The sequence below is a fragment of the Paenibacillus sp. PDC88 genome, assembly GCF_900106725.1.
GTDB classification, from domain to species: domain Bacteria; phylum Bacillota; class Bacilli; order Paenibacillales; family Paenibacillaceae; genus Paenibacillus; species Paenibacillus shunpengii.
On the sequence record NZ_FNNT01000002.1, the window covers coordinates 94,744 to 115,144 of the forward strand.

Genomic DNA, 20,401 nt, shown 5'->3' on the forward strand with positions numbered 1-20,401 from the left:
TGTTCTCCCCGCGAGTCTTTTCTCGTAGACATCATCTTAAAAAATCTTATCTATTGGCTCCTCAGATAACACTGCTCTTACCCCCTTAGGGAGTTTATTCAAAGACAGTATACACTTGTCCAATAGAAAAAGGAAGTGGGGTGTCCCACTTCCTACAGGATTTACCTACTTCAGTTGTTTACGAACTCTTGCGCGAATCTCGCCTAGGGTCTCGTCACGAACCAACTTTCCGTCAAGGAACAGTACTTCTAACTGGTCGAGGTGAGCGATCTCCTCGTAGTCAGCTCTGTACATACCGTCCTTATAAGTCAGACGACCATTAATGTCTTCGACAACAGCAACCAACCCTCTCTGCGACTTCTTCATACCACTGTCTGTCTTAGGGTCTTTGTAGAGAAGTCTTTCCTCACCGTTGATTACTGCATGAGTCGCTTTCATCGCGAACATGAATGTGTCTCGGGTGTTGTATTGGTACGTGAACGATCCGATACCGAACACCACATTTGTCGAAGCGAATCCCTTGTCCATCAGTCGCTTGCAAATCTCCTCGCAACGATCAAGAGTGATGGAGTCGCCATAGATAGCACCGATGTGTGTATCGAGTTGCTTGTAACCACGATCAGTTACAGTACCACCGAAGGTATCCCACAGTGCTTCGATCAATCCCTTGCGAACGATCTCCTCCTCAGCATTAGGATCACCGCAGAGAATCAGAACAGGGTCTCCCGAGTCAGGACGACAAACTACTCTACCGTCTCGTCCCATAATCTCTTTCTTCAAGGAAGGGAGCACTTTTTCGATTACGTGCCAGAAGTCCCATGTGTCCATTACAGCCGAGAAGAATCCAGTAGGGTAGACTTCAGTCATCAGTCGCAATAGTACTTCTCTCTCGTCCTGACCGTTGGCACACATTACAGCGTGTTCAGTGGCGGGGATGGAGGTACCAACCAGTTCATTCTCGATGTCTGCATTGTAATACTTCTCAAGGTATCCAATAGCAGGGCATGTGTCCGTTCCGCTGAAGGAGAGCAGGTGACCTGCACCACTCGAAGCCGCCGCGTGACGACCTGCCATACCTCTCATGGAGAAGTCGTGTCCCTGGAACTGGATAGCTCCCTCGTCACTGCCTGTCATCTCGGCATACCGAGTCAGAATCTCAAGGTACTGGAACGCGATTGTTGCGCTTGTGGAAGGCATCCATACCTCACAGGACATAACCGTCTCAATGGAGTTGGTCAGCCAATAGAATGCAGGAAGTGTGTTCTCCACAGTAACTACTGGGACGCGGGTAGGGGCAAGAGTACCTTCTTTCAGAGCCTTGATCTTCAGTGGTAGGTAGCCCAGGTCATGTAGAGCCGCAATACGGGATGCGTTAGGTTCAGCAATTCCCATCGTGTGACGGATGAATCGTTTGTATTGAGCGATCACTACGTCCTTAGGAAGATTGAAGAAGTATGTGTTGAAGTAGTCGATCAAGAAATCCTTCACGAAGCCTTGCACACCGAACACCATTACCTCATTCACACCTTCCAGGCGGCTACCGCGAGGAGTCCATGTGGAGGATACGTACTCTGTACCTTCAGGATACTGCTCAGGGTGGGACAGTTTATAGAAATCACACATAAGTTCAGGAGGAAAGTTAGTAGTAATAGTAGTTGTCATAGGATTACACGCTCCGATTCAAGTATTTTTAAGGCACTGTCAAGAGTTACGTAAGAAGTAAGAAGTCCTGCGCGGTCATCAAGTAGTATGTTGCAGTAAATCTTCCGACCAGTGAAGGGTACAAACGGTGCGTTCTCGTTGATCGCGTCATAAGGGATGCCGTTACTCTCCAAGTAGTCCTTAATGAAGTCGTACTTGTCCTCACTACAACAAGTGGAGACGATGAAATATGCACCGTAGGCTTCACAGCGTTGCAGAAGACTGATTACTTGGTCGTAGCTACTGCCCCGCTTGTGGTAGTCGTACACGGTGTCATCGAAGTCGTAGGCAATGATGATCTTCCCGTGCTCTCTCCACTCATTCACAAGCCTGTTTATGGCGTTGGTGGGGTGGAGGAAGGGGTCAGTTCCGTTTGTGTCAATCAGGGGTAGCTTCTCCATTAGATCAGCTCCTTCACGCTAATCTTGCTCTCCCATGCTTCAAGTACTTCGGTGAGCAGAGTGTTCGTGGTGTATACATGGTCAATCAGCTCAGAGGTGAACACATTTCCTTTGAAGATAGAGTCCTCAGCATGAGTCACTACGAGATGAACCTCAGCCGCGCCTACTTCACGCAGAGCATTGGAGCTTCTGATGAATGTGTTTCCGTAAGAGCAGAGGTCATCCACAATGACCGCTTTGAACCCTTTACTCTCGACAGAGCCGACCAGTTGAAGCTTGTCGATCTCCCCAGTAGCAAAGTTGCGTTCCTTAAACCCAACCAGTTGCTTGAACTTAGTGAAGTTCTTTCCGTAACGCTTTTGAGCACCTTGGTCGGGGAAGAACAGATAATCCTTTTCGATGTCGAAGTCTACTTCCATCATGACCTCATGCAGGAGGGCGGTGGTTGGGTAAGTAGCTTCACAACGATCAAGTAGTGCCAACGTGACATCAGAGTGCGGCTCGATCACATTAACGTAGTCGAAGTTCATGTCGTTAATCATCTTGGCGACGTACTTCAGTGTAAAGACCGATGACCCTTCAGACCTGTCCATGCGGCTGTATGGCATGTATGCGATCTTCAGAATGCTTCTCTTACAGAAGTACCTATCCAGGTGGGACTTGACGAACAGGAGCTTCACGAGGTCACTGTCGTTTTCATATTTGAAGATGACTTCAGCGTCATAGTTTCTGTCTGCTAAGAGGTCTAAAATTTGATCCCCGTCAACCAAAGTCTCCCCATTAGGGAAGACCTTGAAGTTGAGGGTTGCGCCATTAAGTTTAATCATGTTGGGTCACCCTTTCTTTCTTGTTGGTTACTTACCGAGACCTTTAGTGGTACCCGACTGCGGCTTATCATCGAACGCTTTCAGTTGCTCAGCGATCTGATCGTGGACAACTCCCCAACCGTAGGCGAACACTTCATCAGTGGATTCATCTTTACTGGGTGTCATACGAACTCCTGCTGTTGGTTTGTAGTTTTGGTAGTTCGGCAGGGACTTGGTGAACGTAGCTTCAACGTATACTTCAGTTACTTTTGGCATTGGTAGTATCCTCCTTGGTTTTAGCGGTCTCACACCCATTTATGATGTGGTTGACCTGCTCTAAGATATCCTTGTTGTGCTTACCACACTTCTCACAGTCATAGTTCATTGAAACGGTGTTGCTCCTTACATTAGATACTGACAACCCTCTTACCGAAGTTCAGAATGTACAGACAAAGCGAACGCTTTTGCTTTTCGGTCATATACCCGACCAGTTGGTGGTGATTGCAGATACTCTGTACCCGACTGTCCTGCTCGTTCATAGCCCCTGACAGCTCTTTAGCCGCTCGGTAGAGTATTCGTACCCTACGGATGAGTTCGTCGTCTACAAGGGCTGTCAGCTCGTCTAACGGGTCATCTTCTGTGACTCTGAAACGCGGCTCGTCGAACATTGCTTGGTCGGCGTAGTAATCAGCTATATCTCCCATCAGAACTTGTCCCGAACACACTTATCAAGGAATGTCTCACTCATTACGTTGTAGAAGGGCTTACCGTTCGCCTTGATGACCTCCATGAAGTAGGCATAACTGCCGTTAGCATTGCACTTGTCAGGGGATACGCTCAGTACCTTCATAGTGCGGTTGGACATCGGGTGTTCAAAGCGATCACCAATTTCATATCGTGGGCGGGAAACCTTAACGAGATCGTGAAGATCAACCAAGCGGTGGAACTCCTCAATAGGGTGCATAGAAGGTTGATCATGGTTACTGATCTTCAGTACAACGAAGTCGGCTCCGCTGATCTTCATAAACGAGATGACCTCGTAGTGTACGAACGTAGTGGTGCTACGGTATACATCCTCCGCTTGGTACTGGATTCCTTTGTGGTATAGGTTAGCTGTTGTTCTAGTCACGGTTACTTTCATCTCCTCGCTCAATCGGTAATGGGTAGGCGCAGTCTTGGCACAGCGCGGCGAACTCGCCTGTGGTGTTGGTTCCACAGCGTTCGCAGTAGGTGACAGGGAGAAGGTTACCGAAGTGATGTATCTCACCGTCAATGTCTCTGATCTTAGGGTATTGTTTCACCTGAATCTCAATGATCTCACCCGTTAGCTTGTTAAGGCAGGGACGGCTGATCGAGAACCAGGAGTAGTAATCCTCAGTCGATAGGACACTGTGGGAGTCGAATCGGTACTGGATGTCCATGCCCTTGAAGCGTAACAACAAGGGCATCAACTCCTCCTCGGTGATCTCCATAACTTCTCCCCACCGACCTGCAAAGCGCAGGGAGTGGGCGGGGAGGATGAATACAGGGTCACCGACCTTAATCATTCCTTGACCACCGATACAGTCAGACGGGGTGCATCGTACTTCTCAACCCATGCGTAAGCTTTGAGAGCTTCCAGGTCGATCTCTCCACTCTCAACGTACTCTGCAAGAACATCTTCATCCACGACTTTGACCGCTTGGATGATATCCTCGTAGATTCGGTGACTGTATTTACTTTCAAGGAACTCGATCACCTTTTCTTTGTCGAAGTGTGACTTATCAGGCGTGGAGTACGAAGCTCGGAAGCCGCCCCAGTCTGCCTTGCGCTTGCCCAACTCGGATAAGCCTTTAAGGATGGCACCCTTGTTCTCCTTGAGCCACTTCTCGTCCTGCTTCTTACGTTCATTACGGAAGTGGTACTCTCGGAGTGTGTCCTCCCCAACCGATGTTTCTTGAGCGAATACGTCCTTCTTCTCGGAAGGCTCAATCCCTAAAACTTGCTGAGCTAGTTTATTCATTTGCTCTCATCTCCCTTCACTTTCTCTATACGAAGTCGATTGAGAGCAGTTAAGACCTGAATCAAAATAATTCAAGCAGTCTTTTTAGAACGCTTCTTTACAGGTGGAGGGGAGACGGGAAGACCGCCTTCCACTTCAGAATCCTTCAGATACTCTAGGTCGCTGAAGAAGTCGTGACCACATGTAGTATGGAAGCTTGGCATTTCTGTATCGTATGGAACATAATCGTAATAGGAAATCTCGTCACACTTGCGGCACCATAGCCAGTTCCGTTTATACCCTTCAGGGATAGGAGGAACGTCAGGTAGAATTACTTTGCTTATAGGTCTTGGCATTGTTTATCCCTCCATGTATTTATCTCAGACTCAGTGGCTTTTCTGACTGAGGGTTTATTTACTGCTACATCTCCACCCTCGAAGTAGTACCACCAACCACATTCACTAATTTCAGATACCACCCCAAATCCATAACGCTGACAGAATCCTAATTCCCCTGCCTTAGGCATTAGATCACCCTCCTGCATGTATATTGTTATACCTAATTGCTGTGTAATCTTTACCACCTCGATATGCTTCTTCATTAGCGTCCTCCAAATAAAGAAACCGCCCTTTTGAGGACGGTTCTTTAGCCAGATATTGTGGCTCACTTTAGCGTCGAACTGTACATTATGATACATATCTTCTTTCTATTAATACTTTGACGCTTACCTTGCAGTCCTCGGCGTACAGATCATCGCCGTTTGCTGTATCCTCCACGTCAGTAAACATAGTACCGCAGGTTAGGTCACAGAACAGCTCATAGCTAACTAAGCCTTCCCTTCTGTATACTTTTATTCGGTTCTTGTATTTATAGATATACTCAATACCGAAATCTTCCCACATCTTTAGAAGCAATATCTCTAGTTCTTTCATGCCACCATCCTTTCATCAATACCTGCGAGGGAAGCAATCAGTTGCTTCGCTACTCCAAGATCGAGGTTGTCTATGCCCTCATCGAGCATGGTCTGTGCCATGGCTTCCTTACGTTGCAGAGTTTCCTGTACGTGCTCATCAATAGTACCTTCACATACAAGGTAATAGACGGTAACGGCGTTTCGCTGACCGATACGGTGGGCGCGGGAGAAGGCTTGCTCAACATAAGCAGGTGACCATTCACAATCAAGGAAGATAACGTGAGTTGCTTGAGTGAGTGTAAGACCTTCACGGCAAGCAGGTGTACAGCCAATGAAGATTCTGCAATCTTCGTCGTTTTGGAATCTATACACTTCACGTTGACGTTCCGAAGTCATAGTTTCATCTAGGAGCTTACGTCTTTCCTCCTCAGGCATGTCATACCATTTCTGACCGTACTTCTTCTTCAGCAGTCGGACAGCAGAGTTTTCAGTCTTACCGTTGGCATCAACGTCACCATGGATGACCGCAGGTTTATGTTTTGCATATCGCTTCTCAATCAGCTCCACCACGGTGCGGAAACGGGAGAATATGATTACTTTTTCATTACCGCTTTCCACCAGTTCCTCGATCATCTCGTCAAGGGCTAGGAGCTTAGAGCTTGTATTCTTCCCTGGGGAAGCTCCGATCAGTTCGATGGAGTCTGTAACCTGTTGGAGTCGAAGGAGCTTAGTAAGTGCCGATGGAATCCTATCTAAGGAAGTATCCTTCAGCTCCTCCAAAATCCCCATCTTAACAGCCTGATACATCTTGGACTGAGTAGGGGTCATGGAGAGGTTGACTGTCTTGAATGCAACCTCAGGAAGCTCCTTCAGCTTGTCCTTCTTGCGTCTTCTGAGCATGTTCACCTGAATCAGGTTCTTCAGCTCGGGAATGTTCTTGTAGCCGACGATCTCTTTGCCGCCGAACCCTCCCATGATCGCATGGTGGCCACGGAACTCATACCAGTTCTTCAGTACACGTTTACCAAAGTGAAGGTAGTTGTACGCTTCAAGCGGTGAGTTGGGGAGTGGGGTAGCTGTCAGAACATAACGGCTACGGAAGTTCAACCTATGCACAAGGGAACCGATCTTACTTAAAGGGTTCTTGATCTTGTGGGCTTCATCCATAACACAGAACTGAAGCTCTTTGTAATTATCCAAAAGCTCAAGGTTGTGGATGTCACATCTGAAAGTCTCGTAGGACATAATGAGGACATCCCAATCTTCCTCATTTGTTAGTTGGCTGTACAGCTTGGCACGTTGGTTAACGGTACCTGCCATTACTACCGACTTTAGGTTGGTGTGCATGTGAATCTCGTCACGCCAGTTAAACAGCAGACTCGCTTTCGCCAGGACAATACCCCGTTTCAGATGCCCGAGCTTCTTCTTAGCTTCAATGGCGTTAGCAACCTGCCAAGACTTACCAAGACCCGCGTCATCAGCCAAGATCAGAAAGTCTTTGCTGACCAGTAGGTTAAATCCTTTGACCTGGAACTCTCCCCATGGGCGGGTTTTGAATCCACGGTGGTCGATAATGTCACCGTCTGCATTGTAGGTAACCGAGTATCCAGGGACAACTGGTTCACTTGGAATGTCGTCCTCACTGATACCACCGTTGCTTCCTTTCTCCTCGTCTGTCCAGTTGATCAGGAAGCTTCCCATCTTTTGCTCAAAATCTTCGCGGTAGATCAGCGGAACTGCCCAAACCTTTTGAATAGGACTATAGATCGCGCCTTTGACCTCGCTCATCGCGTCACTAAGCGTCTTGACGTTGCGAAAAGAAGCCTTAATCCACCATTTCCCGTCATTGCCTTTGATCTTTTCTGCGTTAATCACGTCAAACACCTCCTAGTTGATCTATACGATTTGAGAGTAAGGCTGTTAAGTAACCACCTCCTAAAAAAATAACCTCAAGTCCCTAAAGACTTGAGGTAGTGTTTTACGTCAATACCTTGCTTCTTAGCTCGGTAATAGACTTTATTGTATGTGGACTGGGGGAGAGGAGGGAAGTTCCCATCAGAATCTCTTAAATTACCCAGGTCTTTTTCTAAGTTGGGGGTATGGGATTGGTACTCTACATTAAAGCCCAAACCCTCGACTACCTCTCGGGGCTTTCCATATCCTAAGAGGTAGTTATAGACCGTCCTGTGAATCTGCCTAACTTCTGAAAGGTCAACGGTCTCGCCATAGTGATATTGCAAAAACAGCCTGATCTTTTCAGGCTCCTTAAGTGTTTTTAAGTCATCGAGTACCCCCACACCTTGAGCGGTTAGGGCGGGAGTAAGTTGCCCGAGATTGGACTTCAGATACAAGTAGAGTGGATAATTCCGCGATTTGAGCTTACTAAGGATGACTACCCCGTTTCGTGCATAAGTGGATAGAAGCTTCAATGACTGCATGACGTTACCCCTGCTCTAGTGCTGATAAGTCATCCTCAGTAAGTTCAATCTCAGCGAAACCTCTACAAACTTTCTGAAAAGCCACGAGCGTCTGTGTTTCATACATGATTTCAGTAGGGTTAAAGCCTAACATAGCTAAAGAATCGACCAATTCAGTTTGGTCAACAGGCAAACCTTTCAAAGCTTCAAGCATTGTTTCAATTACAGCCAAGAACATAACTGCCTTATTTACGTTTTCCATATATTTTGCTCCTTCCGCTTTCTCCTATTCTCGTGCCAACCGATAATTCCTATTACTAGGATAACCAGGGAGAGGTGGAAAATAACGCGGAGCATTTGCATAAATGAATTATCAAAGAAAATTATGATACCTAAAATAAGGAAACAAGCTAGACTGACTAAGAAGAACTTACTGTAAAACTCTCTCATTTTGTCTCCTCTCTCTATGTAGAAATTCAATTCAATAAAGAGACAGTAGTATTAATATGTTATTTTAATTGTTATATTAGTAGGTTTTTATTTATCATTAACTTCCTTTATTATTGAATCAATCATTTCTTCATCAATTAAAGTGTGAGCTTTTTCAAGAGCAACCATAACGCCTTGTGGGTTACCAAAATATACTGTATACAAAATAGGTGCAACATCATCTAATAAAATTCGATCAGCTTTAACCATACTTATTAGAGCTACCACGATCTCATGACCCTCGACTTCACCTGCCACAAACCTATCTCTAAGGTGTTGAGCAATAGCGTCCATTTGGCTTTTTGAATACGTCATAAAAATAACCTCCGACTGTTAAATGATCTCTAAATTTGGCTCCTCTCCAACGGCGGTCTGAATGTGTAAGCTGAGGAGTTATCTCACAATAATAAGACAAGTGGGGGAAATTATCAAGAAGACTTCTCTAAGTATTTCCGTTATTTCTTCCCCCCAAAAGTCTAAGAGTCAAAACTACTCATGCACAATGTTCTTACACTTCCGACACTTGACCCTCACTGAGCCAATCACAAAATCATTTGTTTTCTCGAACAGCAGATGATTACAATGAGGACACCTATGCTGATTCCAAATCTTTTCTTTTGAGTTCGACCTTACGAGTCGCTTGAGTGCCTTTAATATCCGCACTCGCGCTCACCCCCTTCCCAATTAATGCCTTAGCGTCTAGTATAAACTGATCGACCTCTTGCAACAACTCGAAGTCGGTTAGTTCATTAGAAGGTCTTCGTGAGCTTTTCATTCGTAAAACTCCCCCTTGATCTCACACCACAAGAAACCCCTCGGATAGGAGAGGGGTTGGTGGTTACTGATTCACTTATCTAAATACTTGCTCTCAAGAAGTTCTGACAACTTTACAGCCATGACCTTGGAAAGGTCTAGGTTGTCTTTTTCTTTCGGGAGGGAGGAGATCATTCTAGTCATTCTAAGGACTCCGTACCTGCCCATCAAGTTCTGCAACAACTGTCTCGTATCGCTAGAGACTTCTGTGCAAGTAACCTCTTGGAAGTAGTCTACGATTTCCTCCTCCTCTTGGGAGGGGATGTGACCAAACCCGAATTTTAACCAACCTCTTAACATTCCGATGACATATGGAAAGTTTCTCTTTTCGACACTTTTCTTGGATACTACGTGGAAGGCTTCAAGAATCCACTCGTAAGCAGGTAATCCCCTGTTTTGAATCAGTCTGTAGTACTCGCTGATTCCCTCCTTAACTTCAGCAGTGACGAAATTATAGTGCATTAGGTCTTTGAATATGTCATAAAGCACGTCTAATGTTTCCCTATCCCCGTTAGGTTTTCCATATCTTTCCTCATAATACTCTTTTAGTGACACTGCCACATTCTCAATCACGATTAAAACTCCTCTCCATTGTTTTTGTGGCGTGGATGGGTTGTGCCACCAGGGTACACTAGGGCACTCCCTACTGCCACCGTCTGATGTCCAGTGGCAGGGTGGGAGTGTCCTAATCTACCTTATGGAACGCGTATTGGAACTCGTTCTGTGTCTCCCCAGGTAACTCTATGTACCGATAACGCTGTTCATCGTCGTTCAGCTCGAACGTACCGTCATCATCCATAAAGATGTCTCCGTATTCAACCCCGAACTGCTCCATGATCGCATCCATAACGCCTACTTTATTCATACGAAACAACCTCCTGATAGTTAAGCCGCTTGTTAATTTCTTTGTCATTTGTCTGTATAAGGCTCGTACTTGTATTTTGCATCTAACCGCATCCTCTCAGAGGATTTAACCTGTGGTGGGAGTTGCACCTTTACGTGTGTAATGTCCTTGTTGCAGTGTGGGCAAGTCCATTGTTGTCCATTGCCGCAGGAGCTAAAGGATTCCTTGAAACAACCATCACACTTCTTCATGTTCATGGCGTATCGGTAGCCCCCTCTATGAATCGCTCAAGGTTCAGTGCTTTCATAGCCATCTCATACAATTCCTGTCCTACAACGTCGATGAAGAACTCCTTTTTATGTTCTGTGAACCAACGAGCATCGTTCTCACTGACGTGACCGAACTCAATGGCTTGGTAGCATACGTAGGCAGGGGTCGAATCCGTTCCCGTTCCTTTAACTACGATGTACTCATAACCTTCGTGCTCACCTCTATCGAACCTTACGACAGCCATTCCCAGGTCTTGAGCTAGATCGTGGTTAACCGATCTCTTGTGACCGTAACGGAAGACTGTATTCTCCATGACCTCATCGTACTCGAAATCTCCAAGGTCTCTAACCTGTTCGTCAATCCACTCGACGCGGCAGTCTTCGATGTCACTCTCAGCTTCCGACTCGTAGGTATACTCGCCGTTACGATCTTCTTCCTGGTCGTAATTGTCACCTGACATTGTAAGTATACACCACTTCTCCTCTACGAATAGAAGCTCCCGATCCACCCCACCGTTTACAAGGGTTTCGAGGTGGTCTTCAGCGTCACCCATAGAACCGAACTCTAATGAGTCATACTCGTTATTCACGTCAGCTACTTTCCAGTAGGAACCTACAACAAATTTCCTTTCAGAAATCTTCTCAAGGTGTTCACGGTACGCTTCCTCAGAACGCCACATGGTATTGTCGAGTGCAGTATGCGAACCCGTAACGATCTCATAGTCATCAATGTAACGAAACTCACTCAGGTCAACGGATTCCTCGTTGATGTGACTTATGGGAATCCAGGCAAGGATGTTGTCCTTTTGAATGACCCGAATGTTGCTAATCACTGCAAGCAGGTTCTCTCGGGTCTCCTTAGCTTCCTTAGGGATCAGGTTGATAAGTTCGTTTTGTGCAGTATCAATTTTGGAAAAACTCATGATGTAACCTCTTTCTGTGCTCGATGGCACTATAGGGTAGGGCGTTGTACCCTCCATGCCGTCCACCACCCGAAGGTGATAGGCGGGAGCAGGGGACAAATTACATACGAATCTTGCTGAGCTTCACACCGTATACACCTTCAACCCAGTCACGAACCGTGCTTCCGTACCCTATGAATCCATTCCATTCAAGCACACGGTCGAACACCTCGTTACGGGACATCTGAGCGATCTCCATGTCCTTAGAGTCATCATTAGCTTCAAGGTCAAGGTTCTGACGGACGTACCCCATGACCGAATGGGAGTACACATGGTTCTCAAACTCCTCAGCCGCATCCATCTTCTTGCGAAGGGCAGGGAGGAGGAGCTGATTGACGATAGCTTCAATCGTCAATGCGTCATTTCTACTGATACCATGCTCACTGATCTTGTTGGCACATTTATGTGGTTTGGTAGTTTCCATGGACACCCAGTAGTTTGGAGCGGATACAATGAAAACCTTACGTGCAGGGTTGTAAGACAGTGATACCTGATAGCGACCACCCGACCACCCTGAGTCAACGGATGCGGATACGGTAATGATCTCCTCGATAGGGTTAATTACTTTCAGTTCAAAGTTGATATTCTCTTCCATGTTAGTTCCTCCTGATTAGTGCTCGTCGGCACTTGATGTTGTAAAGCAGAGCGGCTATAATAGACCGTAGAAGGGAAGGAACAAGCGGCGAACTTGTTCCTCCCTGAAAGGGACTTAATCGACTCACGAACCTTGGCGGGGGAGGGAATCGGCTTTGTCCTTTTTCTTTTTGTTGAACAAGCGAAGGGAAGTCCTCAGCTTACTCAACAGGCGAACGGACTCGTTAAGCTTTTTAAGAATGCGATTGATAATTCCTAAACTAGCAAGAACGAATCCCAACACCGCTAAGGCTGTAGCGAAGAAGATGTCCATTTCCAGGTCACCCCCTTTGAAGGGAGGGTGTCCACCCCGAAGGTGGGGTGTCCCTTCTACAGCCCTTATAGACCGCTCCATTGAAAAGCCCACCCGAAGGTGAGCTGTCCTAGCAGGGTCTATGCAGGTACCACTTCTGTGTAATACTCATCGTGGTTCAGATTGATGTTAACCCCTCTCTCGATACGTTCAGCGGAACGCTCCGATACAGGCTCTTTGGTAATCGTCTCGATCACCTCGTCGTTCTTCCATGCTTTGATAACTACGTTGAACATGTTTACCCCTCCATCACCAGTAATTGTTTTTGTAGGTGTTTCAACCGCTCATTTGCTTCCTTCTCGGTAGCGAAGCCATCCTCGAACAGCTCGTTCTCCCAGTGTAAGCACCACTCACCCGCACTTGCATCCCCAGGGTCTAGCCATGTTACTTCGACTTCCTGATCGTCTTCAGCAAGGTTCTTGAATATGGTCTTCCACGTATTAAGGCTTTGACGTTGCATCAGTAACCCTCCGTCCAGTGTTCGCCAGTTTCCTCGCCCCATTGGGAGCGATCAGCCAACAGGCTACCGTCGAAGCCGTAGTCTCTACCACATTCGCATGTGTTGGTGAAGCGACCACAAGGTACTTCCTCACCGCATGAGCACTTAACGTACTTGTCCTTAAACATCTGCCAGTAGGTGGAGCGGTGGTCGAGTGCATCAAACTTACGCTCGATCTCCTCCATCTCCTCATAGGTACGTGCTTCAAACTTACCACCTTCAAAGGTTCTGAAGTTCTCGTCCCTACCACCAAAGATAACTACGACCCGTTCAAACCGTCCGATCATTGTTCCTCACCCTCTCCGAACAGCTCTTTATAGCTGTTAACGATTTGAATATCGTTCGTTGCAATTAATTCTGTTTCGCTTGTCCATACATTGACGTACTTATTGTGCAGTACAATATACTCAGTGGGGTTTATACCTTCGATTGCAATCTTTTTAGCACCATACAGAATAAAGCTGTCGTTTAAAACGCCCTCATAAACATCGTAGAGGATTAGTTCTCTACTTGCTGTTTCTATAATCTCATCCCTAAGCTCTGGACTGATCACTGCCTTTCCTTCGATGCTTTCCTTTCGGCGTACCCAGGCACTAAAGGTCATGTGGAATGAGGTGTTCTCGTCCAAGGTGAACAGCACCTCATCGAAACCTTCTTCGTTCAGTTTCTTCAGTACCTCCTCAGGTACGTCATTCATACCCTTATGGAGACCATTGTGGTAGGGCGATTGGTGATGCTTCTCAAAGCCCTCGGCGTACAGCTCATCAAAGGATACAAGACCGAACTGTACTGCGTTCCGAGGGTTGTTGATGCAGGTTTCTAGGTACTCATCCTTCAGACCGTTACTCTTGAAGCAATCGACGCACACCACCTCGCCGTTGTTGTGGTAGTGGGTGTCGGGGGAGCCTGAAGAAGGGAAGTGGCAGATGGGTTTACTACAACCCCCACATAGGCAATACTGATCTGAGAACCCGTATTCCATAACGATATTCTCGAACCATATGTCCTCAATCCCTGCCTTCTCAAGGGCTACCTCAAGAACCTCAGGTACAGCGCACCCTGCATAGGCTAGGCTACCGTATGTCACCAGTCGGTCACCTTGGATCAGTTGGTGATTGTTGATTGGGTCGTGGAAGTCACGGTATTCCTGAATGGATTCAGGTGCCAGTGCTTCAGCGATCATATACAAACAGCGGTCAATATCAGGGTAACCGTCCACGATGGCAAAATCCTCACCGTCACGGGTGGTAACCTGAAGAATACCAGTTCCAATAATCATTTCCTTGATGCTTTCTTTTGTGTGTTGCATAAAGTCATCTCCTTTACCCTCTCTATACGGTATAGGGGAGGGTATGTTAAGTAGCACTCTATAGGTGCTCAAGCGAAAGACCCATCCAGGTATGCTAGGATGGGTCTCTCTATCAGCATCTATTTAGTTAAGCATATCGTCTACGACAGACTTCAGTTCACCCTTCAAGAACTCTTTTTCCTCAGGGGACATCTCGGCGGGGGAGAGGGGATGACCGTCCTTGAACAGGAAGAAGTTAACCGTCCCGTTATCAGTGACAGCGACCTCTACATGGTAGACCTCTTTAATACCCTCTAGCCCAACATTCTTACCCAGGTGAATACCTTTAATCATCCGAACACCCACTCTCCGAATGCCGCGTACTGGAATACTCCATCAGCATCACCTGCATCGAGTTGACCACCGTCAATACTGCCGTTGTAGATAAAGTTCAGTGCGCTTTGGTTAGCACGGTGAGCGACGAACTTCTCAAAGCCTTTCTTAAAGCTTTCCAAGGTGATGGTGCCCTTGTATTCTCCACCCTCGTTGTCTTCGACATAGATGCTACCACCCTCAACAAGTGCGTTGAAAGCCCACTCAGAGGTAGCCCAGTCAGCGTCATAAGCAACCTGCTTAGCTACTTTAGGGTGATTCACCTCAACCTTGCCGACCCAATATGTACTTCCACCTTCCCATGCACTAATAAGGAGACCTTCCAAGTCATCCAGGGTGTACTTGATAGGTACCATGATGGTACCCTCAACCTTCTCATACTTTTCTGCCAGTTCGTTACGTTTAACCGTCATTCTGTTCACCTTCACCTTTCTGTATTTTGTAGGTCTTACTTTCCTTCACTGCGTTAGGATCAAGAACAATCTCCTTCTCAGGGAACCATCTAACCTCGCCGTTGCGTAGTCGGCGGTGATGTCCTGCCCTTGTCCATCTGAACGTTTGCCGCTCATAGTCACGCTTCTCACGTTCTCCTTCTTCTATAGTAGGGGATGGGGTAGGGGAGGATACCTTGTAGACGGTCTGCCTAACGTATACCGTTCGGTTCTTCTGTTTCTTACCGTGCTTGACCTTACCCTTCTTGACCTTGGGTATGCGGCGTTCCTCCTTCACAACTTCATCCTTACGTCTTGTCATACGTTGCATGACTGCCTTGAACACGTTGGTGAAGTACTGAGCGATCTCAGTAACCTTCTTCCGATCAGCGGGGTTAGGGGGATCGGAGAGGAGGGTTATCTTGGTACCCTGAACTCTCCATTCAATCCCGCTATTCATCTTGTAATGACCGCTACCTGTTCGGTCATCGTCAAGGTTGAATGTGATGACCACATCACCTGTACCGCCGTACTCAAGAAGTAGGATGCCCCTCATCAAGGGGAACCTGAAGTCACTTACAAACCCCATCAGTGCTAACATGCTTCCAGTGGCATTATCCATCATGTCGAAACGCTGACATAACTCGTCAGCGTACCGACCTTCGATCACAACTTTATCATAGGCTGCTGAATCCATATCGGTCAATCCTCCCTTTACTGCGGGAGGGTTTCGATCAGTTCTGCATCGAATACCTTGCTTATTTTGTCACCTTGCTCAATGCAAGCCGTGTAAGTTTTCTCGGCTTTGCGGCTATCAGCATCGTACCCAAATTCGGAGCAGAAGCTCTCAAGGGTAGGATAGTTGGCTGACGTTGTGAATGAATCACTGCGGATACAGCACATAACCGAATAGCCCAGGCTAGGAGCGAACGGCGGCTTCTTGGAGTTGTCGATGCTGTCGAAGAAGTCAAAGCTCATAGTCTTGTGCGTCCCTTTGTGGATGCAGGTCACGAGGTACTGGTAAATCGTCTTGTAGTCAATGTCCTTGTGAGATGCGCCCCATACCTTGATAGGGTTGGTCTTACCTACATAATCCACGGTCACTTGGATGTCGCCAACAGTCAGCTCACCACGGTTACCGTTCATGGTCAACTCCCATTCCTCGGTGATCGACGGGGCTTTTGGTTGGGATGTGAAGATTTCTTCCACTCGGTCGATAACCTCTTGTGGAAGCTCAGTGATCAACCAAGATGATCCGTACCTGTACCCGTTAGGGCACTGCTTACCACTCAACCATACGTAGTGATCGTACTCAGGGTCGTCATGTCTGACGGGGATTGGTGTATGATGTTCACATCGGGCTGTCAGATCGTTCAGGTGGTACCGTTCCCAAATCTCGATTAGGTCTTTCAAGTCCTGTTCAGGTATTTCTACCGAATCCAACTTCTTCAGGGCATCAATGCACTGACCGCCACCGCCGTTGTAGCTACCCGTGATGGACAGCGTGTAGTACTCTTTGATGTGCTTATGAGTCGTGGTCTCACGGGAGGAAGTCTTCAGCTTGATGACTGCTTCCACCGATAACCGCTTGCCTTCGTATGTACCCACGTTGATTCTGCTCTGTAACACTACTCTTTCACTCATGCTATCACCTCGTAATTTAGTGGTGCGTTGCTCAAAGGCAATCAGGCACCCTATCCCATACCCCACGGCGGGGTGAGGTATGGTAACGGTGTCCGATTATTCGGTGTATTCCTGTGCCCATTGGCTGATCTTCTTCTCAGAGAAGATGTCAACCCTGTCGTAGTAGTCGTCCCGTGCTTCTCTACCAAACTCTTTCTCAAACTCTACCGCCCATTCATGGATGGCTCGGTTGAGAACACGGGAGTCGTATCCATCAGGTAGGCTGTCAGTGTTCTTAGACATCCAAGAACCTACGTTCATGGAGATGTCGATGATGACCTCATCAACCCTGCGGAACGCTAATGTCAGGGTATCGCCGTATGGCTTATCCTTATGGTCAGGTCGGATGTCCAAGCTGTATAGCTTGTGCTTGCTTCGGCTGTCCCGTACCTGAGGTGTCTCATTACCAGTGAACCCGATCATCTGCTGACCGTTGTCACCGTGGTACTCAATGTCAACGATGGCGTTGACCTTATCGCTCATGATCATGCCGCATACCGTGATGTGGTCACCTGCGGGAAGCTTCATGACCAGTGTGTGCCCACGATCCACCTCACTGAAGTCAAGCACCGTATGGTGGTACTCGTTGAAGATCGGTGTCCCACTTGCTTCAAGCTGATTCAGCATGGAAGGGGAGTACACGGTGGTGGGGAGGGGTTGTGCTTCAACCATAGGCACAAGCACCACATACTCAGCGTGACGGATTGGGATAGGGAATCCTTCATCGTTCTTGCACCACGCTTCCTTGCCAGTGTAGTCGGATACTTCGTACACCTGACCTTTCTTATAGTGTCCGATGGTCTTAGTCGTGAGGATCATCTCGCCGCGCTTAGCTCTACGGCTTTCAGTATGGTACTGGACACCCTCATGGGTGAAGGTATCTTTCGACAAGGTGATTGCAGGTTCAAAGTTAGCTGTTTTCTTTGTGTTCATGTGAACAACTCCTCATATTGTCGGTTAGTGCATGTGCTCAGTGGCACTCATAGGCACTCCATACCAACCACCACCACATGGGTGATGGGTGGGGAGCAGTGTCTATTGTTCAATCCTCTACGTCAACGTAACCTTCCATCATGGACTTGTACCCTTGCCACTTCTGCTTTTGTTCCTCTGCTACTTCAGCAGGGACTAACTTTTCACCATAGCAAAACTCACATGTCCACGAGTCACCGTTCTTGGCTACATACTCACCAGTTCCTTTGCAATCGGGACAGTTCTCAAGATTCATAGTTTGCACACCTCGTTTTTGTATTTTCGTATGATGTCACCGTCATCCAACTGAACGAATACTTCCTTCTTCCAGTTGTATGTAGTACCCTCGGGGGCGGTGGCGACCTCACCAGTCATGCCTGTGTGGTCACCCAGTTCTATACGTACACGCTCACCCAGGTTAAATCTCACTCGCATCCCTAACTTTCTCATCTCTATCTCTCCTCAGCTCATCTGTTTATCTAGTCTCCTCAGCTCGTCTCAACTTGGCTTACCTAGGCTCTGTCTCAGCTCAATGCTTCTAGTAATTCTCTATACTCAGGGGCGATGTGCTCAGCTATACCATTCTTGATAAAGTCGTCCCCGTAGAAACCCCAACAGCTATCTACCTCAACCTCATGTCGAGTACACTCAGGGTTACCACAGTGGCACGGATTTTTGATTTCAAGGATGAACCCATACACACTCCCAGTTAGGTACTGGTCGTACATCTCAACCTCAGCTTCAAGCATCTGCACCGCCTTGTTGCTCATGACCTCAGTGATGCTTTTCTCATTCACGATCACCCAACTGTCAGGACGCTTGAACCCTTCGATCATGTGGTGGTCGCGGTCTACCTGAACCATACCTCGGGAGAAGGAAACTACCTCCACCCAACCGTCAAGACCATCATTCTCGTAACCCTTGACCTTCACTTGGTCGCCTACCTTTACAGCTCGTTTGGTATCAGTGCTGAACAGCTCATCTTCGTTGTAACCAGTCTCCTCACGGAACTTGTCTTTGGTAGCGTATATCCAACCGACCTGACCACTATCCCAACGATCCCCAAATGATTTAGTCCTCATTGTGATACCACCGTGATCGTACAAGTAGAGGGGGAGGATGATAACATGAGGAGCGATGATACCCATCAGCTCAGCCATCGTCAGGTCATCCATGTCCTCGTCACCCTTGTAGTAGTCCTTGGCAAGGTGCTCAAGGAAGTCACGCGGCTCCGAGTAGTCATGTGTATCACCTAGGTTGTATCGGTTGTGCCAACAAATCATCTCGCCTACCCAACCATCCATCTCTTGGCGTGGGTCAGAAGGGTGATTGTCGTGTTCAATCTTCAGAGTAGCCTTGTCGTTTGATGCACGTTTGTACGTTGTCATGTGCTGTCACCTCAAAGAATTAGTAGCACTCATAGGTGCTCAATGGGATACCCCAACCATGGTTGAGGTACCCGATCAGCATCTATTAGACCAATGTCAATTGCTCAGGCTCCCCAGTTACAGGTACCTTAGTAGGTGTCTTAGGTACTGGTTTGTACACGTTCAGGTTCATCTTTATCGTCTTGAACAGTGGCAGGTTGCTTCCTGTTTTAGCGATCAGGATGTTCTTGCCGCTACCCGATTCACCAAGGTCAGAGGTGAGGTCAACTTCGATGGTAAGCTTGCTACCTGCTACCTTAGCAACACCACCTGCGAATCCGATCTCAGCCTTGGCACCCTTGAAGTCGATTTCAGGTTCATTCTCTTTAGGGAGTGCTCTATATACGTTCAGGTTGATCTTCACACCTGATGCGATTGGCATGTTGCTACCAGTCTTGGCGATCAGCAGGTTCTTACCGCTACCACTTGCACCCAGGTCTTGAGTCAGGTCAACTTCCAGTACCGCCTTGTTGTTTGCTACCGATTTCACGTTTACGTTTTCCATGTTTATATTCTCCTCTTGCCCTCTAGGGGCTATTATTTTGGGTGCTCTTAGGCACTCCATGCCGACCACCGCCAAAGCGATGGGCGGGGAGCAGTGTCTAACTAACAACCGCTTCGAGCCATAGAACCATATGGGTCAGTACTGAATCAACAGAGCGGCACACCATCTTGATTGTGTCCCTCGTGTCGGTGATTTCATATTTAGGCTTCTCATGTGGAGCGTTGGTCTGCCATACTTGGATAACCTCATCCTCAAGGTCAACCTCGATCAGGTTACCGAAGGTATGGTTGATGGTTGCCTTCAACCCTTCAGCAATCAAAAGGGAGAGAAGGTCGTTCATTTCAGTTCCTCTCCCTTCCGAACTACCTTAACGAGATGTTTCTCGTCTTCACGTATCCAGTTTTTCATATGCTCGAACCACTTTCTCTTGGCATCCTCGGCGGTGGGGGCGGCGATCTCCAAATCCCGATCTCGTATGTACCGTTGGTCAACAAAGGTAGGCATTACAACACCCACCAACCATTCAGGCATGTTAATGTACTCAAGCAGTTCACAATATTCACCGCTATGCTCTCTGTAAAGCTTGCTGTCAATTACTTCCGACCAGTCACCTGACTCATAAGCCGCAACAATGCGCTTAATGTCTGCCATGGTGGTCTGA

35 protein-coding genes are annotated in these 20,401 nt (G+C 47.4%); all 35 read right to left on the bottom strand.

All coding sequences use genetic code 11. From position 1 onward, the window contains the following. Window positions 1–165 precede the first annotated feature (165 nt). The 35 genes from BLW49_RS06825 to BLW49_RS07005 all read right to left on the bottom strand — a co-directional run bounded on the left by BLW49_RS06825 (window position 166) and on the right by BLW49_RS07005 (window position 20,391). On the bottom strand, window positions 166–1,662 hold the full coding sequence (locus tag BLW49_RS06825; protein ID WP_076313051.1) for a nicotinate phosphoribosyltransferase: 1,497 nt from the start codon (window positions 1,660–1,662) through the stop codon (window positions 166–168). After that, entirely contained in the window at window positions 1,659–2,102 is a 444-nt protein-coding gene (locus tag BLW49_RS06830; RefSeq protein WP_076313050.1) for an MDR/zinc-dependent alcohol dehydrogenase-like family protein, read from the bottom strand. Before BLW49_RS06830 ends, BLW49_RS06825 begins: the two co-directional genes overlap by 4 nt. Further along, complete coding sequence (locus BLW49_RS06835) at window positions 2,102–2,872, bottom strand: phosphoribosyltransferase family protein (protein ID WP_256209647.1); 771 nt, start codon at window positions 2,870–2,872, stop codon at window positions 2,102–2,104. Before BLW49_RS06835 ends, BLW49_RS06830 begins: the two co-directional genes overlap by 1 nt. A gap of 84 nt (window positions 2,873–2,956) precedes the next feature. After that, the gene (locus BLW49_RS06840) at window positions 2,957–3,184 is read right to left on the bottom strand and encodes a hypothetical protein (protein ID WP_076313048.1); all 228 of its coding nucleotides are present in this window, start codon (window positions 3,182–3,184) and stop codon (window positions 2,957–2,959) included. A 427-nt stretch (window positions 3,185–3,611) separates the two neighbouring features. Beyond that, entirely contained in the window at window positions 3,612–4,037 is a 426-nt protein-coding gene (locus tag BLW49_RS06850; protein ID WP_076313046.1) for a hypothetical protein, read from the bottom strand. After that, a complete protein-coding gene (locus BLW49_RS06855; RefSeq protein ID WP_143042080.1) occupies window positions 4,030–4,356 on the bottom strand; it encodes a hypothetical protein in 327 nt (108 codons plus the stop codon). Before BLW49_RS06855 ends, BLW49_RS06850 begins: the two co-directional genes overlap by 8 nt. Before the next feature lie 95 nt (window positions 4,357–4,451). Next, window positions 4,452–4,910 carry a hypothetical protein gene (locus tag BLW49_RS06860; protein ID WP_076313044.1) on the bottom strand — a complete coding sequence of 153 codons (459 nt, stop codon included), beginning with the start codon at window positions 4,908–4,910 and terminating at the stop codon, window positions 4,452–4,454. A 71-nt stretch (window positions 4,911–4,981) separates the two neighbouring features. Further along, window positions 4,982–5,245, bottom strand: coding sequence for a hypothetical protein (locus tag BLW49_RS06865; protein WP_076313043.1), 264 nt, complete (start codon window positions 5,243–5,245; stop codon window positions 4,982–4,984). Further along, window positions 5,230–5,490 (bottom strand): hypothetical protein, encoded by a 261-nt coding sequence (locus BLW49_RS06870; RefSeq protein ID WP_143042081.1) that lies wholly within the window; start codon window positions 5,488–5,490, stop codon window positions 5,230–5,232. The genes BLW49_RS06865 and BLW49_RS06870 overlap by 16 nt, the downstream gene beginning before the upstream one ends. An 85-nt stretch (window positions 5,491–5,575) precedes the next feature. Beyond that, entirely contained in the window at window positions 5,576–5,821 is a 246-nt protein-coding gene (locus tag BLW49_RS06875; RefSeq protein WP_076313041.1) for a hypothetical protein, read from the bottom strand. Then, complete coding sequence (locus BLW49_RS06880; RefSeq protein ID WP_076313040.1) at window positions 5,818–7,677, bottom strand: DEAD/DEAH box helicase; 1,860 nt, start codon at window positions 7,675–7,677, stop codon at window positions 5,818–5,820. The genes BLW49_RS06875 and BLW49_RS06880 overlap by 4 nt, the downstream gene beginning before the upstream one ends. Before the next feature lie 74 nt (window positions 7,678–7,751). Then, window positions 7,752–8,240, bottom strand: coding sequence for a hypothetical protein (locus BLW49_RS06885; protein WP_076313039.1), 489 nt, complete (start codon window positions 8,238–8,240; stop codon window positions 7,752–7,754). A gap of 4 nt (window positions 8,241–8,244) precedes the next feature. Continuing rightward, window positions 8,245–8,481, bottom strand: a complete 237-nt coding sequence (locus BLW49_RS06890; protein WP_076313038.1) for a hypothetical protein — start codon at window positions 8,479–8,481, stop codon at window positions 8,245–8,247. A 275-nt stretch (window positions 8,482–8,756) separates the two neighbouring features. Next, a complete protein-coding gene (locus BLW49_RS06900; protein ID WP_076313036.1) occupies window positions 8,757–9,023 on the bottom strand; it encodes a hypothetical protein in 267 nt (88 codons plus the stop codon). Window positions 9,024–9,300: 277 nt separating this feature from the next. Then, window positions 9,301–9,483 carry a hypothetical protein gene (locus BLW49_RS06905; protein ID WP_076313035.1) on the bottom strand — a complete coding sequence of 61 codons (183 nt, stop codon included), beginning with the start codon at window positions 9,481–9,483 and terminating at the stop codon, window positions 9,301–9,303. 71 nt (window positions 9,484–9,554) lie between these two features. Next, window positions 9,555–10,094 (bottom strand): hypothetical protein, encoded by a 540-nt coding sequence (locus BLW49_RS06910; protein WP_076313034.1) that lies wholly within the window; start codon window positions 10,092–10,094, stop codon window positions 9,555–9,557. Window positions 10,095–10,206: 112 nt separating this feature from the next. Further along, window positions 10,207–10,386, bottom strand: coding sequence for a hypothetical protein (locus BLW49_RS06915; RefSeq protein ID WP_076313033.1), 180 nt, complete (start codon window positions 10,384–10,386; stop codon window positions 10,207–10,209). A gap of 232 nt (window positions 10,387–10,618) precedes the next feature. Then, complete coding sequence (locus BLW49_RS06925; protein ID WP_143042082.1) at window positions 10,619–11,614, bottom strand: hypothetical protein; 996 nt, start codon at window positions 11,612–11,614, stop codon at window positions 10,619–10,621. Between the two features lie 43 nt (window positions 11,615–11,657). Next, a complete protein-coding gene (locus tag BLW49_RS06930) occupies window positions 11,658–12,191 on the bottom strand; it encodes a hypothetical protein (RefSeq protein WP_083655874.1) in 534 nt (177 codons plus the stop codon). 123 nt (window positions 12,192–12,314) lie between these two features. Next, entirely contained in the window at window positions 12,315–12,503 is a 189-nt protein-coding gene (locus BLW49_RS06935; RefSeq protein ID WP_143042083.1) for a hypothetical protein, read from the bottom strand. Window positions 12,504–12,622: 119 nt separating this feature from the next. Then, entirely contained in the window at window positions 12,623–12,778 is a 156-nt protein-coding gene (locus tag BLW49_RS28720; protein ID WP_177178669.1) for a hypothetical protein, read from the bottom strand. A gap of 2 nt (window positions 12,779–12,780) precedes the next feature. Further along, window positions 12,781–13,002, bottom strand: a complete 222-nt coding sequence (locus BLW49_RS06940; protein ID WP_076313029.1) for a hypothetical protein — start codon at window positions 13,000–13,002, stop codon at window positions 12,781–12,783. Next, window positions 13,002–13,328: a hypothetical protein gene (locus BLW49_RS06945; protein ID WP_076313028.1), complete on the bottom strand. Its 327-nt coding sequence runs from the start codon at window positions 13,326–13,328 to the stop codon at window positions 13,002–13,004. The genes BLW49_RS06940 and BLW49_RS06945 overlap by 1 nt, the downstream gene beginning before the upstream one ends. Continuing rightward, on the bottom strand, window positions 13,325–14,350 hold the full coding sequence (locus tag BLW49_RS06950; RefSeq protein ID WP_076313027.1) for a hypothetical protein: 1,026 nt from the start codon (window positions 14,348–14,350) through the stop codon (window positions 13,325–13,327). The genes BLW49_RS06945 and BLW49_RS06950 overlap by 4 nt, the downstream gene beginning before the upstream one ends. A 123-nt stretch (window positions 14,351–14,473) precedes the next feature. Continuing rightward, on the bottom strand, window positions 14,474–14,683 hold the full coding sequence (locus BLW49_RS06955; RefSeq protein ID WP_076313026.1) for a hypothetical protein: 210 nt from the start codon (window positions 14,681–14,683) through the stop codon (window positions 14,474–14,476). Then, window positions 14,680–15,135, bottom strand: a complete 456-nt coding sequence (locus BLW49_RS06960; RefSeq protein WP_076313025.1) for a hypothetical protein — start codon at window positions 15,133–15,135, stop codon at window positions 14,680–14,682. Before BLW49_RS06960 ends, BLW49_RS06955 begins: the two co-directional genes overlap by 4 nt. Further along, window positions 15,125–15,850 (bottom strand): hypothetical protein, encoded by a 726-nt coding sequence (locus tag BLW49_RS06965; protein WP_076313024.1) that lies wholly within the window; start codon window positions 15,848–15,850, stop codon window positions 15,125–15,127. Before BLW49_RS06965 ends, BLW49_RS06960 begins: the two co-directional genes overlap by 11 nt. A gap of 17 nt (window positions 15,851–15,867) precedes the next feature. Next, the gene (locus tag BLW49_RS06970) at window positions 15,868–16,797 is read right to left on the bottom strand and encodes a hypothetical protein (RefSeq protein WP_076313023.1); all 930 of its coding nucleotides are present in this window, start codon (window positions 16,795–16,797) and stop codon (window positions 15,868–15,870) included. A gap of 96 nt (window positions 16,798–16,893) precedes the next feature. Further along, window positions 16,894–17,769: a hypothetical protein gene (locus tag BLW49_RS06975; protein ID WP_076313022.1), complete on the bottom strand. Its 876-nt coding sequence runs from the start codon at window positions 17,767–17,769 to the stop codon at window positions 16,894–16,896. 109 nt (window positions 17,770–17,878) lie between these two features. Beyond that, complete coding sequence (locus tag BLW49_RS06980) at window positions 17,879–18,064, bottom strand: hypothetical protein (RefSeq protein WP_076313021.1); 186 nt, start codon at window positions 18,062–18,064, stop codon at window positions 17,879–17,881. Beyond that, on the bottom strand, window positions 18,061–18,258 hold the full coding sequence (locus BLW49_RS06985; RefSeq protein ID WP_076313020.1) for a hypothetical protein: 198 nt from the start codon (window positions 18,256–18,258) through the stop codon (window positions 18,061–18,063). The genes BLW49_RS06980 and BLW49_RS06985 overlap by 4 nt, the downstream gene beginning before the upstream one ends. Window positions 18,259–18,332: 74 nt before the next feature. Next, window positions 18,333–19,196 carry a hypothetical protein gene (locus BLW49_RS06990; RefSeq protein WP_076313019.1) on the bottom strand — a complete coding sequence of 288 codons (864 nt, stop codon included), beginning with the start codon at window positions 19,194–19,196 and terminating at the stop codon, window positions 18,333–18,335. Window positions 19,197–19,281: 85 nt separating this feature from the next. Beyond that, window positions 19,282–19,740 (bottom strand): hypothetical protein, encoded by a 459-nt coding sequence (locus BLW49_RS06995; RefSeq protein ID WP_076313018.1) that lies wholly within the window; start codon window positions 19,738–19,740, stop codon window positions 19,282–19,284. Window positions 19,741–19,837: 97 nt separating this feature from the next. Next, the gene (locus BLW49_RS07000; RefSeq protein WP_076313017.1) at window positions 19,838–20,080 is read right to left on the bottom strand and encodes a hypothetical protein; all 243 of its coding nucleotides are present in this window, start codon (window positions 20,078–20,080) and stop codon (window positions 19,838–19,840) included. Next, entirely contained in the window at window positions 20,077–20,391 is a 315-nt protein-coding gene (locus BLW49_RS07005) for a hypothetical protein (RefSeq protein WP_143042084.1), read from the bottom strand. The genes BLW49_RS07000 and BLW49_RS07005 overlap by 4 nt, the downstream gene beginning before the upstream one ends. Window positions 20,392–20,401: the final 10 nt, after the last annotated feature.

Bases quoted from the DNA above. Each gene is read 5' to 3' on its own strand.
- BLW49_RS06935 (WP_143042083.1), bottom strand. From the start codon at position 12,503: ATGGACATCTTCTTCGCTACAGCCTTAGCGGTGTTGGGATTCGTTCTT.
- BLW49_RS06940 (WP_076313029.1), bottom strand. From the start codon at position 13,002: ATGCAACGTCAAAGCCTTAATACGTGGAAGACCATATTCAAGAACCTT.
- BLW49_RS06885 (WP_076313039.1), bottom strand. From the start codon at position 8,240: ATGCAGTCATTGAAGCTTCTATCCACTTATGCACGAAACGGGGTAGTC.
- BLW49_RS07000 (WP_076313017.1), bottom strand. From the start codon at position 20,080: ATGAACGACCTTCTCTCCCTTTTGATTGCTGAAGGGTTGAAGGCAACC.
- BLW49_RS06875 (WP_076313041.1), bottom strand. From the start codon at position 5,821: ATGAAAGAACTAGAGATATTGCTTCTAAAGATGTGGGAAGATTTCGGT.
- BLW49_RS06970 (WP_076313023.1), bottom strand. From the start codon at position 16,797: ATGAGTGAAAGAGTAGTGTTACAGAGCAGAATCAACGTGGGTACATAC.
- BLW49_RS06890 (WP_076313038.1), bottom strand. From the start codon at position 8,481: ATGGAAAACGTAAATAAGGCAGTTATGTTCTTGGCTGTAATTGAAACA.
- BLW49_RS06990 (WP_076313019.1), bottom strand. From the start codon at position 19,196: ATGACAACGTACAAACGTGCATCAAACGACAAGGCTACTCTGAAGATT.
- BLW49_RS06925 (WP_143042082.1), bottom strand. From the start codon at position 11,614: ATGGAGGGTACAACGCCCTACCCTATAGTGCCATCGAGCACAGAAAGA.
- BLW49_RS06950 (WP_076313027.1), bottom strand. From the start codon at position 14,350: ATGCAACACACAAAAGAAAGCATCAAGGAAATGATTATTGGAACTGGT.
- BLW49_RS06995 (WP_076313018.1), bottom strand. From the start codon at position 19,740: ATGGAAAACGTAAACGTGAAATCGGTAGCAAACAACAAGGCGGTACTG.
- BLW49_RS06975 (WP_076313022.1), bottom strand. From the start codon at position 17,769: ATGAACACAAAGAAAACAGCTAACTTTGAACCTGCAATCACCTTGTCG.
- BLW49_RS06980 (WP_076313021.1), bottom strand. From the start codon at position 18,064: ATGAATCTTGAGAACTGTCCCGATTGCAAAGGAACTGGTGAGTATGTA.
- BLW49_RS06915 (WP_076313033.1), bottom strand. From the start codon at position 10,386: ATGAATAAAGTAGGCGTTATGGATGCGATCATGGAGCAGTTCGGGGTT.
- BLW49_RS06860 (WP_076313044.1), bottom strand. From the start codon at position 4,910: ATGAATAAACTAGCTCAGCAAGTTTTAGGGATTGAGCCTTCCGAGAAG.
- BLW49_RS06945 (WP_076313028.1), bottom strand. From the start codon at position 13,328: ATGATCGGACGGTTTGAACGGGTCGTAGTTATCTTTGGTGGTAGGGAC.
- BLW49_RS06840 (WP_076313048.1), bottom strand. From the start codon at position 3,184: ATGCCAAAAGTAACTGAAGTATACGTTGAAGCTACGTTCACCAAGTCC.
- BLW49_RS07005 (WP_143042084.1), bottom strand. From the start codon at position 20,391: ATGGCAGACATTAAGCGCATTGTTGCGGCTTATGAGTCAGGTGACTGG.
- BLW49_RS06930 (WP_083655874.1), bottom strand. From the start codon at position 12,191: ATGGAAGAGAATATCAACTTTGAACTGAAAGTAATTAACCCTATCGAG.
- BLW49_RS06900 (WP_076313036.1), bottom strand. From the start codon at position 9,023: ATGACGTATTCAAAAAGCCAAATGGACGCTATTGCTCAACACCTTAGA.
- BLW49_RS06985 (WP_076313020.1), bottom strand. From the start codon at position 18,258: ATGAGAAAGTTAGGGATGCGAGTGAGATTTAACCTGGGTGAGCGTGTA.
- BLW49_RS06955 (WP_076313026.1), bottom strand. From the start codon at position 14,683: ATGATTAAAGGTATTCACCTGGGTAAGAATGTTGGGCTAGAGGGTATT.
- BLW49_RS06825 (WP_076313051.1), bottom strand. From the start codon at position 1,662: ATGACAACTACTATTACTACTAACTTTCCTCCTGAACTTATGTGTGAT.
- BLW49_RS06830 (WP_076313050.1), bottom strand. From the start codon at position 2,102: ATGGAGAAGCTACCCCTGATTGACACAAACGGAACTGACCCCTTCCTC.
- BLW49_RS28720 (WP_177178669.1), bottom strand. From the start codon at position 12,778: ATGTTCAACGTAGTTATCAAAGCATGGAAGAACGACGAGGTGATCGAG.
- BLW49_RS06855 (WP_143042080.1), bottom strand. From the start codon at position 4,356: ATGCCCTTGTTGTTACGCTTCAAGGGCATGGACATCCAGTACCGATTC.
- BLW49_RS06965 (WP_076313024.1), bottom strand. From the start codon at position 15,850: ATGGATTCAGCAGCCTATGATAAAGTTGTGATCGAAGGTCGGTACGCT.
- BLW49_RS06960 (WP_076313025.1), bottom strand. From the start codon at position 15,135: ATGACGGTTAAACGTAACGAACTGGCAGAAAAGTATGAGAAGGTTGAG.
- BLW49_RS06865 (WP_076313043.1), bottom strand. From the start codon at position 5,245: ATGCCAAGACCTATAAGCAAAGTAATTCTACCTGACGTTCCTCCTATC.
- BLW49_RS06870 (WP_143042081.1), bottom strand. From the start codon at position 5,490: ATGAAGAAGCATATCGAGGTGGTAAAGATTACACAGCAATTAGGTATA.
- BLW49_RS06905 (WP_076313035.1), bottom strand. From the start codon at position 9,483: ATGAAAAGCTCACGAAGACCTTCTAATGAACTAACCGACTTCGAGTTG.